The following is a 17,216-nucleotide window of genomic DNA, read 5'->3' on the forward strand; positions in this document are numbered from 1 at the left end:
CACGCCGACACGGCCGGAAAAATCATGCAAGACGCCTGGATCCCGCTCATGCTGTCACTGAAAGTGGCGGGCTGGGCGACCGCGCTCAATCTCGTGTTCGGCGTCGCGGCCGGCTTCGGCTTGTCGCGCTGGCGCTCGGGCGCGCGCGACGTGGTGGATTCGCTGCTGACGCTGCCGCTCGTCATGCCGCCTACCGTGCTCGGCTACTACCTGCTGGTTCTGCTCGGACGGCGCGGCGTGATCGGCGCCTGGCTCGACCGCTTCGACATTCAGCTGGTGTTCACGTGGCAAGGGGCGGTGGTTGCGTCGACGGTGGTCGCGTTTCCGCTCGTGCTGAAGTCCGCCCGCGCCGCCTTCGAAGCCGTCGATCCGCAACTCGAGCGTGCCGCGCGCACGCTCGGCATCAGCGAAACCGCGCTGTTCTTTCGCGTGAGCCTGCCGCTCGCCGCGCGTGGCATTCTCGCGGGCGGCCTGCTGGCGTTCGCCCGGGCGCTCGGCGAGTTCGGCGCCACGCTGATGATCGCCGGCAATTTGCCGGGCCGCACGCAGACGCTTTCGGTGGCGGTCTACTCAGCCGTGCAAGCCGGCGACGACAGCACCGCGAATTTCCTCGTAATCGTGACTTCGGTGACGTGCGTCGTGATCCTGCTGCTCGCCGGGCGGCTCGTGCCGCAGCGCACGCTTCTGGTTTCCCGCTGACATGCCGCTTAACGTCGACATGCGCAAAACATTGGAGAGCGCCGAGCGCCGCTTCACGCTCGAGGTCGCGTTCAATGCGAGCACGCAGCGCGTGGTGCTGTTCGGCCCATCGGGCGCGGGCAAGAGTCTGACGCTGCAGGCTATTGCCGGTCTGCTGCGTCCCGACGAAGGCACGATCGCGCTGCACGGCCAGGCGCTTTTCGACAGCTCGCGCGGTATCGATCTGAAGCCGCAGGCGCGCCACGTCGCGTATCTGTTTCAGGACTACGCGCTCTTTCCGCATCTGAACGTGCGTCAAAATATCGGCTTCGGCTTGCAACGCGGCTGGCTCAATCCGCGCGCGCGCAATCGCGTTGCCGAGGTGGATTACTGGCTGGATGCGCTGGAACTGCGCAGCGTGGCCGGCCACTATCCGGCGCAGCTTTCCGGTGGACAGAAGCAGCGCGTGGCGCTCGCGCGGGCGCTCGTCGCCCGGCCGCAACTGCTGTTGCTGGACGAGCCGTTTTCCGCGCTGGACAGCCACTTGCGCCAGCGCATGCGGCAGGAGCTGTCCGAGCTGCAAACCCGGCTTGATATTCCGATGGTGTTGATCACGCATGATCCCGACGATGTCGCCGCCTTCGGCGATCAGGTCGTGCAGATCAGCGACGGTCGCGTTCGCGAGCATCAGGCCTTCAGCGGCTATGTGCGCAGCGAGACTTGAGTTCGAACGGGCGCCTCTGCCCTTTCGCTATCCTTGCGCTAGCGGCTTCAGTCCTTCACCCCCAGTATCACGCTCGATGCCTTGAACGCCGCGACGGCGCTGGCACCTTCGGCAAGACCGAGCGAATCGGCGCTCTGATTCGTGACCACGGCGGTGACCACCGCGCCGCCATCGAGCGCGAGCGACACCTCGGCGTTCACAGCGCCGCGCTTCACGTTCTGAACCACGCCCCGCAACTGATTGCGCGCCGACAGTTTGAGCGGCGCGCCGCCTGTGTCTTCGACGAACAACACAACCCACGACGCCTTGATCAGCGCGAACGCCGCCGTGCCGACGGCAAGGCCGAGCGCCTCCGTGCTTTCGTGCGTGAGCACGGCGACGATCGTGTGGCCGCCTGGCAGCATGAGCGAGACCTCGTCGTTGATCGAGCCGCGCGTGATGTGGGAGACAGTGCCATAGAGCTGGTTGCGCGCGCTCGTCTTCACACCGATGCGGCCGATCAGATCCCAGTCCGTCGCGAAACCTTCGATGGCCGCGCCCGCGCGCTCCAGAAACCGCCGATGCTCGCGCTCCACCGCGCGAAAAGTGTCGATCAGCTTCTGCGCGCGCGGAGTGAGCGTGGTGCCGCCGCCGCCCTTGCCGCCCGTGAGCCGCACAACGAGCGGCTCGCCGGCGAGGTTGTTCATTGCGTCGACCGCGTCCCACGCGCCCTTGTAGCTCATGCCGACGGCTTTCGCGGCACTAGTGATGGAACCCGTCTCGCCGATCGCCGCCAGCAGCGCGATTCGCGACGCGCCGCCGAGCGTGTTGGCGCCGGCCTGGAACCACACGGAGCCGCCGAGTTCCAGCGGCTCGCGGGATGAATCGTTACTCTCTGATGCCATGGCGGGCAGGGTCGCGAAATGATTGCAGGACAGCGAATCATTATAGCGACCGGCCTTCGCGCCCCGCGCTCGCGGCCAATCCGACAGCGCCGCCGGCATTCATACAGGCGCGCTCGCTCAAACCGCGTACTGCGCGATTCCATTACCGAACGACCAGTTCTCCTTCTGCACTTCGACGAGATTGATCAGTACGTCCTCGCGCCGCAGTCCCGGCGACTCATGCAACTCGTCGACCATGCGCTCGTAGAGCGCCTTCTTCTGCTCGAGCGTTCGGGTGTTGCTGACGGTGATCTGGATCATCACGAGGTCGTCCGTTCGCTGGATATTCAGATACTGGCTGTCATACACAAAATTGCCGGCGTCGTGCTCGGTGATCAGCATGAAGATGTCGTCCTTCGGCACATTGAAGGTCGCGACGAGCGCGCGCTGAATGCTGTCCGTGAGCGCCTTCCGGTATTCCACGGGCTTGCCGGCGCGCAGAGCGATGCGGGTAAAAGGCATGGCGGTTCTCCTTCGAGGTTGGTGAAAACATGCACACAGCGTAGCCGCGCTCCATCATAATGAATAGACATTACCGGCTATTTCATCTATGTTGAACGGAAATGAAAGTGCTCGATCTCGATGCCGTCCGGGCGTTCGTGCTGGTGGCCGATCTGTCCAGCTTCACGCGCGCCGCCGACGCGCTCGACACCACGCAGTCCGCCGTCAGCCTCAAACTGAAGCGGCTGGAAGCCTATTTGGGCAAGCAATTGCTGGAGCGCACGCCGCGCGTGGTGCGCCTTTCCGTCGACGGCAAGGCGTTTCTCGGCGCCGCGCGCGAACTGTTGAGCGCGCATGAACGGGCGCTGGGATCGCTTTTGGGGGAACGTCGGCGGCTCGCGCTCGGCCTCAGCGAGCACGTCGCGGGGCCTGACCTGCCGCACTTGCTCGCGCGCCTGAATGCGCACGATCCCGCGCTCGTGGTGGAACTGCATCTGGGCACATCGGCTGCCTTGCTGGCTCAGTTCGACGAGCGCCGGCTGGACGCGGTGATCGTCCGCTACGGCGCGGACGAGCCGCCGCGCGAGGACGCCCACGTGTTGTTCAGCGAACCGCTCGGCTGGCTCGCGACGCCGGCATGGTTGCCGCGCGTCGGCGAACCTTTGGCGCTGGCGCTGCTGAGGCCGCCCTGCAATGTGCGCGACGTCGCGCTGCGCACGCTGACGGAAGCGTCGGTGGCATGGCAGGAGGTGTTTGTCGGCGGCGGCGTGGCGGCCGTCGGCGCGGCGGTCGCGGCGGGACTCGCGGTGTCGCCGCTTGCGCGCCGGGTGGCGCCGCGCGGGTTGGTCGATGTCGGCGCGCGGCTCGGCTTGCCGCCGTTGCCCGACTCGCGCGTGACGCTGCATTCGCGCGTGCGCGACGAGCGCTTGAAGGAAACATTGCGGCTGGTGACGAGCGGCTTGGGGGGTGGTTAGCGGGCCTTGGCGGGCGGTTAGCGGGTGATTCGCCGGTGATTCGCCGGTGATTCGCCGGCGATTAGCGGGCGATTAGCGGGCGATTAGCGGGCCTTAGCGCGCGGCCAGCGGGTGTTAGCTGCCGCCGTTAGCAGCCAGTTGTTAGCGGTGCTTAGCGGACGATTAGGTCCGCGGGCAGTTAGAGGGCATTCCGCCGCTCCGGCCGCAGCGCCGACGTTCGAACCGCTGCGCGGCTCCGCGGCTCAGTGCAAGATCGGCGGCAGCGAGCCGCTGCGGGCTGTCGCGGGGTTTGCCGCGGCGTCTGCCTGATCGGCTCTGGCAGGAGCGGCAGGAACCGCCGGGGTCGGCTGCGTTGCCGTGCCTTTCGCCGTTGCACCGGTCGTCATCGCACCGCCGTGCGCTGCGCCAGCCTGCGCTGCGTCCGCATGTGCGGCTTTTGAGGAGTCCGCAGGAGACTTGCCCGCATGTGCGGTTTTTGCAGCTTCGGTATGGGACTTGTCTGCGTGAGCAACAGCCGCGCGCTTCTGCTTTGCGTCGTGAACCGCACCGGCGCTTTCATGGCCGGGTCGCGTCGCCGCATGCTTAACACCCTCTTTTGCCTTCGACCTCCCGGCCCGCGCAGATGCCGCAGCGTGTTTCGCGGCAGTCTTCGTGTTCGCTTTCGACGCGGTCCGCGCGCCGCTTGCGCCCTGCCCCTTCGCCGCGCCGCGTCCGGCATGCGCGCCGACCTCGGGCGGATTCCACACCTCGGTATAACCGTTGGCCATGGCCGCGCCGGACGCACACCACACCGCGATTGCCGTTGCTACTGCTCGAAACCACATCTGCTGAACTCCCATGCCTTTCCCTCGATAGAGCGAGCCGGGATTATATTCCCTTGCAAAAATCCGAAAATGGACTAGCATAATCAATAAGTACATATAAGGACTTACCCGCTCATGGCTCACGCCGCCCGCGCCACCCAGTCTGAAGCGCCGATTCGTCGGCCGCTTTCGGAACCCTCGTTTGCGGAAATGTCCGCAGCGGGTTTGCGCGCCTTCTTCAACATCGCCCGAGACTGGGACTTGAGCGCCGAGGAGCAAATCGTTCTGCTCGGCTCGCCGGGCCGCTCCACTTACTTCAAATGGAAGTCGGCGCCGGAAACGGCGCGCCTCGCGCGCGACACGCTGGAGCGTCTGTCGCTGCTGCTCGGCATCTACAAGGCGCTGCAAATCCTGCTGCCGCAGCCCAGCGCCGCGGACAGCTGGATCAAGCGGCCCAACAGCGCGCCGCCGTTCGGCGGCCGCCGCGCGCTGGACCGCATGCTGGCCGGCAACATCAGCGACCTCGTGGCGGTGCGCCAGTATCTCGACGCCATGCGGGGCGGCTGGGCGTGACACAACCGCATTGGCAGGACCGCTGGCGCAGCGCGCCGCTCGATTGGACGCCCGCGTATCGGGTCATTCCCACACGCTTTCCGGCCGTCAATCTGTTCGACCGGGTGGCATCGGCGGAAGATTTCGACGCGCTCTATGCGCTCGAAGCCATGACCAACGACCGGCTGCGCACGGAAGTCGGCGAACTCGATCTCGTGCCGCGCGAAGAACGCCGCTTCGGGCCGGGCTATGGGCCGATCATGGCCGCGCTTACGCATCTGAATCCGCTTGGCAGCCGCTTTTCGGACGGCAGCTACGGGGTGTTCTATTGCGCCCGCACGCGCGCGACGGCTATCGCCGAAACGCGCTATCACACGGGCAAGTTCATGGAAGCCACCGCCGAGCCGCCCATGCGCCAGCAAATGCGGCTCTATACGGTGGTGGCGCAAGGCGACGTGGTGGACCTGCGCGGCGATCCGAAGCTGGACCTCGCGGTGCTCTCGCCGGACGACTACCTCGCCGGTCAGTCGCTCGGACGCGCGGTGCGCGAAGCGGGCGCGCCGGGCATTGCGTATCCGTCAGTGCGCGATCCGGAGGGCGAATGCCTTGCAGCCTTCAAGACCACGCTGCTGCGCGACTGTCATCACGCCGCCTATCTGGAATACAACTGGAACGGCACGAGCGTGGATATGGTGTTCGAGCTGAGCCAGGTCGGCTGAGCGCGTTCACAAGCGCGAACCAGCGGGAACACGCGGGAATCAGGGCAGCGCCAACGCCGCGGCGCCTTCCGCGCGCGCTTCTTCCACGGAAATGGACCAGCGCCGCAGCGCCCTCGGCTCGACGAGCGTGAGCCGGCCGCCGGGCCCGAAGGCGCCGGTGTCGATAAAGACCTGCGAGCCGATCTGCTTGATGTCGCGCATCGGCGTGTGGCCGCAGTAGGTCAGCGACAAACCGCGCTGCCGCTGCGGATCGCCGTTGCCCATGGCGAGCTCGCGTCCCCACAGCAATTGCTGACGCGTCTCGGCGGAAAAATTGCCGGCGTCCAGTTCGGCGTCGGTGCCGAAGAATTCGGCGTGCAGAACATTGAAGCGCTCCGGACCGCTGCCGACCACGCGCGCCAGCGGCAACGTGCGCAGCCGCTCCGCGTAGCGACGCAGGCTCTCGTCGGGCAGATTCGCCGCCCACGCGCCGCCAATGCCGTACCACCACTGACGCCGCAAGCGGCCGTCGGCCACGGCGCACAACGCGTCTTCATGATTGCCCAGCACAGCGAAGAACCATGGTCTGTCGAGCAGTGCGAGCGCCTGCTCGGAATGCTCGCCGCGGTCCACCAGATCGCCCACCGAGAAAAGCCGGTCGCAGGCGGGATCGAATGAGACGAGGCGCAGCAGATAGCGCAATGCGTCGACACAACCGTGCAGGTCGCCGACCACAAAGTCGCGCCCGCTCCGGTTGGCCGGGTGATGCTGAACAGAGATGTCGAGTACGGAAGCCATAAGCTCATGATAATGCGCGATGCCGGCTACGTATGCGCGCTGCCTCTCGTAGCGCCGCAATCCAAAGCGCAAAGTTGACACAGAATCACGCGAAAACAGCGCGTTCCGGGAAAATCTTGCCGGAAACGGGGCGCTCCGCGGCGCGTCCTTTGCTGGCTTCGCAAATCGCTAATGCCGCTTGCGAGCGCGGCAGGCGGCGCTCGCGTACGGCGGCTCATACACGAATTTGACGAGTACGCGCGAATGAAGTTGCGCATGCACAGGCCGGCGCCTGCATTCCGCTTTCGGTTGAAAGGAGCGCGCAAGGCCGTTGCGGAACACTATGTGTGCGCTGCGCTCGCTCTCGAACGGTGCACGGCGCGTACGAGTAGAATCCGCGACACTTGAGCGCCTCACTGCCCACTCCATGTTCACCAAATACTATCCGCAGACGCTTCGCAACCGCCCGCGCATGCTGATCGCGCTCGTGTTCGGCATCGTGGCTGCCGCGTTGATGCCCGCGCACATGCGCCCCATGGTCCGTGTGCTGGTCGGCTGGGACACCACGGTGTGGAGTTATCTCGTGCTGATCTGGGCACATATGGCCGCCGCGGATGAGCACCGTGTGCGCGAATCCGCTCGCCGCGACGACGAGAACGCGGGCGTCGTGCTGTTCGTGATCTGTGCGGCCACGATTGCCAGCATTGCCGCGATCGTACTCGAGCTCGCTTCGGCAAAGGGCACTGCGGGCGCGTCGACGGTATGGCACTACACGCTCACCGGACTCACGCTCATCGGCGCGTGGTTCATGATTCCCACCATCTTCACGCTGCACTACGCGCGGCTCTATTACGACACCGACGCAAGCGAAACGCCGCTGCTGTTTCCGGATCAATCGCTCGTGCCCGACTATTGGGACTTTCTGTACTTCTCGTTCACCATCGCCGTTGCTTCGCAGACATCCGATGTGGTGCTGCGCTCGCGCACCATTCGCCGGGCTGCGCTCGCGCAATCCATTCTGTCGTTCTACTTCAATGTCGCGGTGCTCGGCTTGTGCGTGAACATTGCGGCCGGCCTGCTCGGCTCGTGATTTCAGACGCTGGGCGGCAGCGTCGTCGCAGCGGTAACACGTCCTCTCTCACGTCGGGTCCCGTGTAAAACGCGGACCATAGCGGCCCGTTTTACACGGGCTCGCACCATCCCGCAGCGTCGCGCGCCGATCTTCGCCGCAACCCTTCCTGCAAGGGCACCCGCAGCCCTCGCACGCTCGCCTGGCCCGCTCACTGGCACAGGCTTTGCTGACTTCCGCAGACGTTCTGGCCGGCCCGAGTCGCGACGCCTGGCGGCGAGGCACCCGTAACTGGCCAGCGGCGTGACGATCTTTGCACTACATTGACCAGTACGCGCCGTCAGTCTACGGATCGCGCGGCAGCCGGCTCTGGAAGCCCAATGAGCGCTGTGATCGCATGCCAATTGCATCCACACCGCAGCAGGACAAATCTGGAAACGACCGATGGAACCTCCAAACGGGTACGCGCCGCGGATCTATTTTTTTCATTCACTTCTGGTTGGGCCGCTTGACGCGTGGCCTGCGCAGTTCGCTCATGCGGCCGCGCTCGGCTTCGATCACGCGTTGATCGGCAGTCTCTTCGAGCCGGGGCGCGCGAGCCATGGTCAGGTGGTCGGCAACCACGCGCGCCTGCATCCGGTGTTCGAAGCCGAGCAGCCCGCCGGCGACGCCATCCGCACACTCGCCGGCGAGGCGCGTTCGCACGGCCTCACCTTGCTGGCGGATCTCGTGATCGACCGCGTCGCCGCCGATGGCGCGCTTTACGCCGAGCATGCGGACTGGTTCCATCCGCTCGAAACGGAAGAAGCGCGCCTCGATCCGCGCCACGTGCATCGCGAGGACAACGTCGCGTATGCCAACTTCGGCGATGCCGGCACGCGTGCCGCGCTCGCCGACTGGTGGACGCAGCAACTGCTCGCGCTCGCCGCGGCGGGTATCGGCGGTTTTCGCTTCGATTCGCCGCATCGCGTGCCCGTGGAGGTCTGGCGGCAACTGCGCGACGCCGTGCGCGCGGCTCATCCCGACGTGCGCTTTCTCGCCGCCACGCCCGGCCTCGCCCGCAGCGATCTTGCCGGACTCGAAGGCGCCGGCTTCGACAGTGTGTTCTCGTCGGTGCGCTGGTGGGACTATCGCGCGAGCTGGATGGTCGAGGAGCACGCCGCGCTCGCCCGCATCGGCGGGCCGATCGCTTTCCCCGAAGCGCCTTACGGCACACGGCTCGCCGCCGAGCTGAGCGATCCGCACGATTCGGGCAGCGTCGAGCGGGCTTATCGGCGGGCGCTCTTTACCGCGTCCGCTGTCGGCACCGGCTGGATGATGCCGATGGGTTTCGAATACGGCGTGAGGGAACCGATGTCGCAGACACGAGGCGACGCGTCGCAATTCGCACTCGCGTGCCAGGCGAAACGCTTCGACCTGTCGCAACCCATCTCGCACGCCAACGAACTGCTGCGCAACGCGAAGGCGCTGCAGGTGAACGGCGAACTGCGCCCGTTGAGCGGACCGGGCGCGCCCGCGGCTGTGCTGCTGCGCGCCGATCAGCCCGACTTGCGCGAAGCCGGCGAAGCGGTGCTGATCGCGATCAATCCCGAACTCGGAGCGCCGGTGCGCGTGGATCCGGCGCGCTTCCTTGCCGGTGTGCCCGGCAACTTCACGCGCTTCGTTGCGCTCGATGCGCCGGGCCGCGCGTCGCCCGCGGCGTTGACACCGTTCACGCTCGCGCCCGGCGCGGTGCGTCTCTTTCAGGCCGTGACGGAAAAGCCGATCTGTCTCGCGCCGCCCATCGACAAAGCGAACAGCAAGCGCAGCGGACGCAAGACGGTGCTCGAAGCGATCAACGCGCCGCGCGTCGCGATTGAAAGCGTGATGCCTTCCGTCGACAACGGCCGCTTCGCGGCCAAGCGCAGCGTGGGCGAACGCGCGGAAATCAGCGCCGCGATTTTCGCCGAAGGCCACGACAAGATCGCCGCCGCCGTGCTGTGGCGCGCCGCCGACGAAAACACCTGGCACGAAGTATTGATGGCTCCGGCGCAACCCGCGGGCCTCGACATCTGGAAGGCGCGCATTCCGCTCGAACGCATGGGCCGTCATGAATTCACCGTGATTGCGTGGCGCGACGACTTCGCTTCGCTCGTCGAGCACGTCGAGAAAAAGTTGAAGGCGGGCCAGACCGTCGAGATCGAACTCGACGAAGCCGCGCATCTGTTCGCGCTCGTGCTCGCCGAAGTGGAAACAGCGGAAGGCGCGGACAAGGCGCCGCTCGAACATATCGTCACGCAGTTCAGGAAAGCCGACGACGAAACGAAGCTCAAGCTGCTGCTCGACCCCGCCACCGCGAAAGCGATGACCGCCGCGCGCCACCGCCCGTTTTTAAGCCGCGATCCGGTGACCTACAAGATCGACGCCGAGCGCACCGCCGCGCGCTTTGCGAGCTGGTACGAGATCTTCCCTCGTTCGATGAGTGACGACGAATCGCGACACGGCACCTTCGCCGATGTCACGAAGAAGCTGCCGCGCATTCGCGACATGGGCTTCGACGTGCTGTACTTTCCGCCGATTCATCCGATCGGCATGACGAATCGCAAGGGCCGCAACAATACGCTGAACGCGCAGCCCGGCGACGTAGGCAGCCCCTATGCCATCGGCGCGGCGGAAGGCGGTCATACGGCGGTGCATCCGCAACTCGGCACGCTCGACGACTTCAAGGCCATGCTGGCCGCCGCCCGAGCGCACGGCCTCGAAATCGCGCTCGACTTCGCGATTCAATGCTCGCCGGACCATCCGTGGCTGAAGGAACATCCGACCTGGTTCGCCTGGCGTCCCGACGGCACGCTGCGTTACGCCGAAAATCCGCCGAAGAAGTATCAGGACATCGTCAACCCCGACTTTTACGCGCACGACGCCAAGCCCGACTTGTGGCTCGCCTTGCGCGACGTGATTCTGTTCTGGATCGAAGCGGGCGTGCATATTTTCCGCGTCGACAATCCGCACACGAAGCCCCTGCCGTTCTGGGAGTGGATGATCAACGACGTGCGCTCGCGCTACCCGGAGACGATCTTCCTCGCCGAGGCATTCACGCGCCCGCGCATGATGAACCGGCTCGGCAAGATCGGCTTCTCGCAGTCGTACACGTATTTCACGTGGCGCGAGTCGAAGCGCGATTTCATCGAGTACCTGAGCGAACTCACGCAAACCGGTGCGCGCGATTTCTACCGGCCGAATTTCTTCGTGAATACGCCGGACATCAATCCGCGTCATCTGCAGTCCCAGGGACGCACGGGCTTTCTGATTCGCGCGGCGCTCGCGTCGACGCTGGCCGGCTTGTGGGGCGTGTATAGCGGCTTCGAGCTGTGCGAGGCGGCCGCGTTGCCCAACAGCGAAGAATATCTCGACTCCGAGAAGTACCAGTTGCGCGCGTGGGAGTGGAACCGGCCCGGCAACATCATGGTCGAAATCACCGCGCTGAACCGGATTCGCCGCGCGAATCCCGCGCTGCAAACGCATCTCGGCCTCACGTTCCTGCCCGCGCACAACGACAACATTCTGTTCTTCGAAAAGGCAACCGAGGCACGCGACAACGTGATCGTCGTCGCAATCAATCTCGATCCGTTCAACGAACAGGGCGCGGATATCGAGCTGTCGTGGGAGACATTCCAGAAATGGAATCTGCATGACCACGGACCGCTCGAAGTCACCGATCAGATGACGGGCGCCCGCTTCGAATGGCATGGCCGCTGGCAGCACGTGCGGCTCGGCCCGGGCCAGCCTTTTTCGATCTGGCGCATCGCGCCGCTCGGCGGCCTGCCCGCCGAGCGTCCCGATGAAGCCGACAGCGATCCGACCGGCGCCCCGCACGCAGACGCCGGCAACCCTACCCCGACGGAAGGTGCGATATGAAGCGTGACGATTCCTCAGAGACCGCATCGCAGGCAAGCGCAAGCACGGCAACCGCTACCGCTGCCGCAACGAAAGCGCGCACGCGTCGCCGCGGCAAGCCCGCCGCGCTGAGCGACGATCCGCTCTGGTACAAGGACGCGATCATCTACCAGGTGCATATCAAGTCGTTCTTCGACGCGAATAACGACGGCGTCGGCGATTTCCCCGGCCTCATCGCCAAGCTCGACTACATTGCCGAACTCGGCGTGAACGCGATCTGGCTGCTGCCGTTCTACCCGTCGCCGCGGCGCGACGACGGCTACGACATTGCCGATTACCGTAACGTGCACCCCGACTACGGCCAGCTTTCCGACGTCAAACGCTTCATTCAGGAAGCGCACGCGCGCGGTATCCGCGTGATTACCGAACTCGTGATCAACCACACGTCGGATCAACACCCGTGGTTCCAGCGCGCGCGGCGCGCGAAGCCCGGCTCGAATCATCGCAACTTCTATGTGTGGTCCGACACCGACAAGAAGTATCCGGAAACGCGCATTATTTTTATCGACTCCGAGCCGTCGAACTGGACGCACGATCCGGTCGCGGGCGCGTACTACTGGCACCGCTTCTATTCGCATCAGCCCGATCTGAACTTCGACAATCCCGCGGTGCTGCGGGAAGTGCTGCAGATCATGCGTTTCTGGCTCGATATGGGAATCGACGGGCTGCGGCTCGACGCGGTGCCGTACCTCGTCGAACGCGAGGGCACGAACAATGAGAACCTGCCCGAAACGCACGCGATCCTGAAGAAGATTCGGGCGACCATCGACGCCGAGTATCCGAACCGCATGCTGCTCGCCGAGGCCAACCAGTGGCCGGAAGACGTGAAGGAATATTTCGGCGACGAAGACGAATGCCACATGGCATTTCACTTCCCGCTGATGCCGCGCATCTACATGTCGATTGCGAGCGAGGACCGCTTTCCGATTACCGACATCATGCGGCAAACGCCGGACCTCGCCGAGTCGAATCAATGGGCGATTTTCCTGCGCAATCACGACGAGCTCACGCTCGAAATGGTCACGGACTCCGAGCGCGATTACTTGTGGAACACCTACGCAAGTGACCGCCGCGCGCGCCTGAACCTCGGCATTCGCCGCCGTCTCGCGCCGCTGATGGAGCGCGACCGCCGCCGCATCGAGCTGATCAATTCGCTGCTGCTCTCGATGCCCGGCACGCCCGTAATCTATTACGGCGACGAACTCGGCATGGGCGACAACATTCACCTCGGCGACCGCGACGGCGTGCGTACGCCGATGCAATGGTCGTCGGATCGCAACGGCGGCTTCTCGCGCGCCGATCCCGAGCAGCTCGTGCTGCCGCCGGTAATGGGCGCGCTCTACGGCTTCGACGCAGTCAACGTCGAAGCGCAAAGCCGCGATCCGCATTCGCTGCTCAACTGGACACGGCGCATGCTCGCCACGCGTCGCGCGAAACAGACCTTCGGGCGCGGCACGATCCGCTTTCTGAAACCGGAGAATCGCAAGATTCTCGCGTATCTGCGTGAAATGCCCGGCGAGCCGCCCATTCTTTGCGTGGCGAATCTGTCGCGCGCACCGCAGGCGGTCGAGCTCGATCTGTCCGAGTTCAACGGCGCCGTGCCGATCGAAATGACCGCCGACTCGGTGTTCCCTGCCATCGGCCAACTGACTTATCTGCTGACGTTCCCGCCGTACGGCTTCCTGTGGTTCCTGCTGTGCGAAGGCGGTCAGCGTCCGACGTGGGCGCAGGCGCATCCCGAGCCGTTGCCCGAGTTCGTCACCATTGTGATCCGCGAAGGCCAGACCGGTCCGACGCCGGAAAACGTGCGACTGCTCGAGTCGGAAGTGCTGCCTTCGTGGTTGAGCCGCCGCCGCTGGTTTGCGTCGAAGGATCAGAAGATGCATGCCGTGCGGCTCGCCGCGTTGACCACGATACCGAACGGCGGCTTCGCGTTCACCGAAATCGAAGCGGACGTCGGCGACCACACCGAACGCTACGTCGTACCGATTGCGATCACGTGGGGCGGCGAGACGACCACGCCGCTCTTTCTGCAGCTTGCGCTGGCACGTGTGCGGCGCGGCCGGAACGTCGGGCATCTGACCGACGCATTCGCGCTGCCGATCTTCGCGCACGGCGTGCTGCGTAAATTGCGCGAGCGCGCAGTCGTGCCGACCGTGCAGAAGAGCGAGATCAGGTTCATTCCGACTGAGCGCTTCGCGGAACTCGACGGTCTCGGCGAACGCCCGGAGATCCGCTGGCTCGCGGCGGAACAGAGCAACAGTTCGCTGATCATCGCGGACGCCGCGGTGCTCAAGCTCGTGCGGCGTCTCGTGAGCGGCATTCATCCGGAAGCGGAAATCAGCCGCTATCTGACGCAGCTCGGCTATGCCAACACCGCGCCGCTCTTCGGCGAAGTGGTGCGCGTGGATCCCGAGGGCGTGCCGCATACGCTCGCGATCCTGCAAGGCTTTGTCGACAATCAGGGCGATGCGTGGAACTGGTCGCTCGACTATCTGCGTCGCTCGGTCGACGAACTGGCGATCACGGTCGACACGGAGACCTCGTCGGCCCCCGATCGCGCCAACGAGGCCATTCTGCTCGAAGGCTACGCGGCACTCGCCGGCATCATCGGCAGACGGCTCGGCGAGCTGCATGTCGCGCTCGCCTCGCCGACCGACGACCCGGCGTTCTCGCCCGAACCCGCCGACGCCGACCAGGTGAAGGCGTGGGTCGACGGCACGCAGTCCATGCTCGCAAGCGCGCTCGACCTGCTCGCGCCGCGCATCGACCAGTTGCTCGATGCCGAGACGAAAGCGCTCGCGCAAAGTCTGATCGACCGGCGCGCGGCGCTCGTCGAAGCCGTGAATCGACTCATATCGGCGGACACGCGGGCACTGCGCATTCGTATTCACGGCGACTTCCATCTCGGGCAGGTGCTGGTTGCGCAGGGCGACGCGTATCTGATCGACTTCGAAGGCGAGCCCGCACGTTCGCTCGAAGAGCGTCGCCGGAAATCGAGCCCGCTGCGCGACGTGGCCGGGCTGATGCGGTCGCTGTCGTATGCGAGCGCCGCCGCGCAGTCCACCACGGAAGCCGCGCCGCAACAGACCGCGGACCGCAAGCGCGTGTTGTTCGACCGTTTCCGCGCGCACGCCACCGAGACGTTCCTGAAGGAATACCGCGCGGCCACCGCCGAAGCGCCGACGCCGCTCGTCGCGCCCGAGGCCGAACAGGCGCTGCTCGATCTGTTCCTGATCGAAAAGGCCGCGTACGAAGTCCGCTATGAAGCGGCCAACCGTCCGACGTGGCTCAGCCTGCCGGTGCGCGGTCTCGCGGCGCTCGCGAGCCGGCTGCTCGGCGACACCGGTGCGCCGCACGATCCTTCAACCGAGGCGCGAGACGCCGCCACCCCGCCTCATCCGGCCGAGGGCGACTATGAGTGAACACGATCCGGCCGCAGGCCTTCAGCCGCTCGACATCGACGCGCTCGTCGAGGCGCGCCATCCCGATCCTTTCTCGCAGCTCGGGCTGCATCACACGGACGCGGGTCCGGTCGTGCGCGCGCTGTTGCCGAATGCCGCGCACGTCAGCGTGATCGCGCGCGCCGACGGCGCGCTGCTCGGCGAACTTCAGCAGCTGCGTCCCGGGCTTTTTGCCGGCCGCGTGAGCTCGGCCGTGCCGTACAGGTTGCGCATCGACTGGCATGGCGTCGTGCAGGAAATCGAGGACACCTACTCGTTCGGCCCCGTGCTCGGCGATGAACCGCTCGGGCGTCTCGCGAACGGCGACCCGTATGCGGTGCTCGAATGCCTCGGCGCCCACCCGATGGAATTCGACGGCGTGCCGGGCGTGCGCTTCGCAGTGTGGGCGCCGAATGCGCGGCGCGTCTCCGTGGTCGGCGATTTCAATGCATGGGACGGGCGCCGTCATCCGATGCGTCTGCGGCACCAGGCGGGGGTGTGGGAACTCTTCGTGCCGCGCGTCGGCCCGGGCACGCGCTACAAGTACGAACTGCTCGCGCGCGACGGTCATCCGCTGCCGTTGAAGGCCGACCCTTGCGCGATGCAAAGCGAGAAGCCGCCAGGCACGGCGTCGGTGGTCGCGCATGTCGACGAGATCGAGCAGTTTCCGTGGACCGATCACGACTGGATCCAGTCGCGCGGCGAAAAGCAGACGCCGCGCTCGCCGATCTCGATCTACGAAGTGCATGCGGAGTCGTGGCTGCGCGTCGCCGAAGAGGGCCAGCGCGGTCTCGATTGGGCCGAGCTCGCCGAACGCCTGATTCCGTATGCGAAAACCATGGGCTTCACGCACGTGGAGTTTCTGCCGGTCGCGGAACATCCGTTCGGCGGATCGTGGGGTTATCAGCCGCTCGGGCAGTTCGCGCCGTCGGCGCGCTTCGGCAAGCCGGAGCAGTTCGCGCTCTTCGTCAACAAGGCGCACGAGGCCGGGCTCGGCGTGATCATCGACTGGGTGCCCGCACATTTTCCGAACGACGCGCACGGTCTCGTGCAGTTCGACGGCACGCCGCTTTACGAGCATGCCGATCCGCGCGAAGGCTACCACCAGGACTGGAACACGATGATCTACAACCTCGGCCGCAACGAGGTGAGCGCGTTCCTGATTGCATCGGGGCTCGCGTGGCTCAAGCGCTATCACGTGGACGGCCTGCGCGTGGACGCCGTGGCGTCGATGCTCTATCGCGACTATTCGCGCGCCGCCGGCGAGTGGGTGCCGAACATTTATGGCGGCCGCGAGAATCTCGAGTCGATCGCGTTCCTCAAGCGCCTGAATCACGAGGTGGGCTATGTGCCGGGCGTGCCGGGCGCGATCACCATTGCCGAGGAATCCACCGCGTGGCCGGGCGTGACGGCCCGCGTGGAAGACGGCGGCCTCGGTTTCCAGTTCAAGTGGAACATGGGCTGGATGCACGACACGCTGCATTACATGCACGAAGATCCGGTCTATCGCCAATACCATCATCACAACATGACGTTCGGGATGGTGTACGCGTATTCGGAGCGCTTCGTGCTGCCGCTTTCGCACGACGAAGTGGTGCACGGCAAAGGCTCGCTGCTCGGCAAGATGCCCGGCGACACCTGGCAGAAGTTCGCGAATCTGCGCGCGTACTTTGGCTTCATGTGGACTCACCCGGGCAAGAAGCTGCTCTTCATGGGCGGCGAATTCGGCCAGCTCGCCGAGTTCAATCACGACGCGTCGCCCCACTGGCATCTGCTCGACGATGCCCACCATCACGGCGTGCAATTGCTGGTGCGCGACCTGAACCGCCTCTATCACGACGAGCCCGCGCTGCATCTGCTCGACAGCGAGCCGGGCGGCTTTAACTGGCTGATCGGCGACGACAGCGCCAACAGCGTGTTCGCGTATCGACGCACCGACGGCGCGGGCCGCGAACTCGTCGTGGTGTGCAACATGACGCCGGTGCCGCGCGTCGGCTACCGCATCGGCATGCCGCGCGAAGGGCGCTGGTCGGAGGTGTTGAACACGGACGCTAGCGTGTATGGCGGCTCGAATATGGGCAACGGCGGCGTGATTCACACCGACGCGCTAGCGAGCCACGGCTGGCCGCATTCGGCCTCCCTGACCTTGCCGCCGCTGGCGACGATCGTGCTGCGCGCCGACTGAGCGACAGTGTCGG

At 65.5% G+C, this 17,216-nt stretch carries 13 protein-coding genes; 9 read left to right on the plus strand and 4 right to left on the minus strand.

Annotated elements, in window-relative coordinates; genetic code table 11:
* The first annotated feature begins 24 nt into the window (after nt 1-24).
* Nucleotides 25-699 (plus strand): molybdate ABC transporter permease subunit, encoded by a 675-nt coding sequence (modB, locus tag ACEN8U_RS01125; RefSeq protein WP_310112135.1) that lies wholly within the window; start codon nt 25-27, stop codon nt 697-699.
* A 1-nt stretch (nt 700) separates the two neighbouring features.
* Nucleotides 701-1,402 (plus strand): ATP-binding cassette domain-containing protein, encoded by a 702-nt coding sequence (locus ACEN8U_RS01130; protein ID WP_310112138.1) that lies wholly within the window; start codon nt 701-703, stop codon nt 1,400-1,402.
* A gap of 47 nt (nt 1,403-1,449) precedes the next feature.
* Here ACEN8U_RS01130 and ACEN8U_RS01135 read toward each other — a convergent pair whose 3' ends face one another.
* Complete coding sequence (locus ACEN8U_RS01135) at nt 1,450-2,286, minus strand: TOBE domain-containing protein (protein WP_310112141.1); 837 nt, start codon at nt 2,284-2,286, stop codon at nt 1,450-1,452.
* A 117-nt stretch (nt 2,287-2,403) separates the two neighbouring features.
* Complete coding sequence (locus ACEN8U_RS01140; protein WP_028362139.1) at nt 2,404-2,787, minus strand: tautomerase family protein; 384 nt, start codon at nt 2,785-2,787, stop codon at nt 2,404-2,406.
* A 101-nt stretch (nt 2,788-2,888) separates the two neighbouring features.
* Between ACEN8U_RS01140 and ACEN8U_RS01145 the strand changes: the two genes are divergently transcribed.
* Nucleotides 2,889-3,740, plus strand: coding sequence for a LysR family transcriptional regulator (locus ACEN8U_RS01145; RefSeq protein ID WP_310112144.1), 852 nt, complete (start codon nt 2,889-2,891; stop codon nt 3,738-3,740).
* A gap of 242 nt (nt 3,741-3,982) precedes the next feature.
* On the opposite strand, the gene ACEN8U_RS01150 is transcribed toward ACEN8U_RS01145, so the two are convergent.
* Nucleotides 3,983-4,660 carry a hypothetical protein gene (locus ACEN8U_RS01150; RefSeq protein ID WP_310112147.1) on the minus strand — a complete coding sequence of 226 codons (678 nt, stop codon included), beginning with the start codon at nt 4,658-4,660 and terminating at the stop codon, nt 3,983-3,985.
* 18 nt (nt 4,661-4,678) lie between these two features.
* Here ACEN8U_RS01150 and ACEN8U_RS01155 point away from each other — a divergent pair, with 18 nt between their 5' ends.
* Together ACEN8U_RS01155 and ACEN8U_RS01160 are read left to right on the plus strand one after the other, a co-directional pair.
* Nucleotides 4,679-5,116 carry an MbcA/ParS/Xre antitoxin family protein gene (locus ACEN8U_RS01155; protein ID WP_028362142.1) on the plus strand — a complete coding sequence of 146 codons (438 nt, stop codon included), beginning with the start codon at nt 4,679-4,681 and terminating at the stop codon, nt 5,114-5,116.
* The gene (locus ACEN8U_RS01160) at nt 5,113-5,814 is read left to right on the plus strand and encodes an RES family NAD+ phosphorylase (protein ID WP_310112150.1); all 702 of its coding nucleotides are present in this window, start codon (nt 5,113-5,115) and stop codon (nt 5,812-5,814) included. The genes ACEN8U_RS01155 and ACEN8U_RS01160 overlap by 4 nt, the downstream gene beginning before the upstream one ends.
* A 39-nt stretch (nt 5,815-5,853) precedes the next feature.
* On the opposite strand, the gene ACEN8U_RS01165 is transcribed toward ACEN8U_RS01160, so the two are convergent.
* Entirely contained in the window at nt 5,854-6,591 is a 738-nt protein-coding gene (locus ACEN8U_RS01165; RefSeq protein WP_014972764.1) for a metallophosphoesterase, read from the minus strand.
* Between the two features lie 406 nt (nt 6,592-6,997).
* Here ACEN8U_RS01165 and ACEN8U_RS01170 point away from each other — a divergent pair, with 406 nt between their 5' ends.
* From ACEN8U_RS01170 to glgB, 4 genes are all read left to right on the plus strand, one after another.
* Nucleotides 6,998-7,660, plus strand: a complete 663-nt coding sequence (locus ACEN8U_RS01170) for a DUF1345 domain-containing protein (RefSeq protein ID WP_310112153.1) — start codon at nt 6,998-7,000, stop codon at nt 7,658-7,660.
* Nucleotides 7,661-8,083: 423 nt separating this feature from the next.
* Nucleotides 8,084-11,536: a maltotransferase domain-containing protein gene (locus tag ACEN8U_RS01175; protein ID WP_310112156.1), complete on the plus strand. Its 3,453-nt coding sequence runs from the start codon at nt 8,084-8,086 to the stop codon at nt 11,534-11,536.
* A complete protein-coding gene (gene treS, locus ACEN8U_RS01180) occupies nt 11,533-15,000 on the plus strand; it encodes a maltose alpha-D-glucosyltransferase (RefSeq protein ID WP_310112159.1) in 3,468 nt (1,155 codons plus the stop codon). Before ACEN8U_RS01175 ends, treS begins: the two co-directional genes overlap by 4 nt.
* A complete protein-coding gene (glgB, locus tag ACEN8U_RS01185) occupies nt 14,993-17,203 on the plus strand; it encodes a 1,4-alpha-glucan branching protein GlgB (RefSeq protein WP_310112162.1) in 2,211 nt (736 codons plus the stop codon). The genes treS and glgB overlap by 8 nt, the downstream gene beginning before the upstream one ends.
* Nucleotides 17,204-17,216 lie beyond the last annotated feature (13 nt).

Source organism: Paraburkholderia phenoliruptrix (assembly GCF_047325075.1).
Taxonomy (GTDB): Bacteria; Pseudomonadota; Gammaproteobacteria; order Burkholderiales; family Burkholderiaceae; genus Paraburkholderia; species Paraburkholderia phenoliruptrix.

Excerpts from the sequence above, each read along its gene's own strand:
- ACEN8U_RS01140 (WP_028362139.1), bottom strand. The coding sequence starts at position 2,787 with ATGCCTTTTACCCGCATCGCTCTGCGCGCCGGCAAGCCCGTGGAATAC.
- ACEN8U_RS01130 (WP_310112138.1), top strand. The coding sequence starts at position 701 with ATGCCGCTTAACGTCGACATGCGCAAAACATTGGAGAGCGCCGAGCGC.
- ACEN8U_RS01175 (WP_310112156.1), top strand. The coding sequence starts at position 8,084 with ATGGAACCTCCAAACGGGTACGCGCCGCGGATCTATTTTTTTCATTCA.
- treS (WP_310112159.1), top strand. The coding sequence starts at position 11,533 with ATGAAGCGTGACGATTCCTCAGAGACCGCATCGCAGGCAAGCGCAAGC.
- ACEN8U_RS01150 (WP_310112147.1), bottom strand. The coding sequence starts at position 4,660 with ATGTACTTATTGATTATGCTAGTCCATTTTCGGATTTTTGCAAGGGAA.
- ACEN8U_RS01135 (WP_310112141.1), bottom strand. The coding sequence starts at position 2,286 with ATGGCATCAGAGAGTAACGATTCATCCCGCGAGCCGCTGGAACTCGGC.
- ACEN8U_RS01170 (WP_310112153.1), top strand. The coding sequence starts at position 6,998 with ATGTTCACCAAATACTATCCGCAGACGCTTCGCAACCGCCCGCGCATG.
- ACEN8U_RS01145 (WP_310112144.1), top strand. The coding sequence starts at position 2,889 with ATGAAAGTGCTCGATCTCGATGCCGTCCGGGCGTTCGTGCTGGTGGCC.
- modB (WP_310112135.1), top strand. The coding sequence starts at position 25 with ATGCAAGACGCCTGGATCCCGCTCATGCTGTCACTGAAAGTGGCGGGC.
- ACEN8U_RS01165 (WP_014972764.1), bottom strand. The coding sequence starts at position 6,591 with ATGGCTTCCGTACTCGACATCTCTGTTCAGCATCACCCGGCCAACCGG.
- ACEN8U_RS01155 (WP_028362142.1), top strand. The coding sequence starts at position 4,679 with ATGGCTCACGCCGCCCGCGCCACCCAGTCTGAAGCGCCGATTCGTCGG.
- glgB (WP_310112162.1), top strand. The coding sequence starts at position 14,993 with ATGAGTGAACACGATCCGGCCGCAGGCCTTCAGCCGCTCGACATCGAC.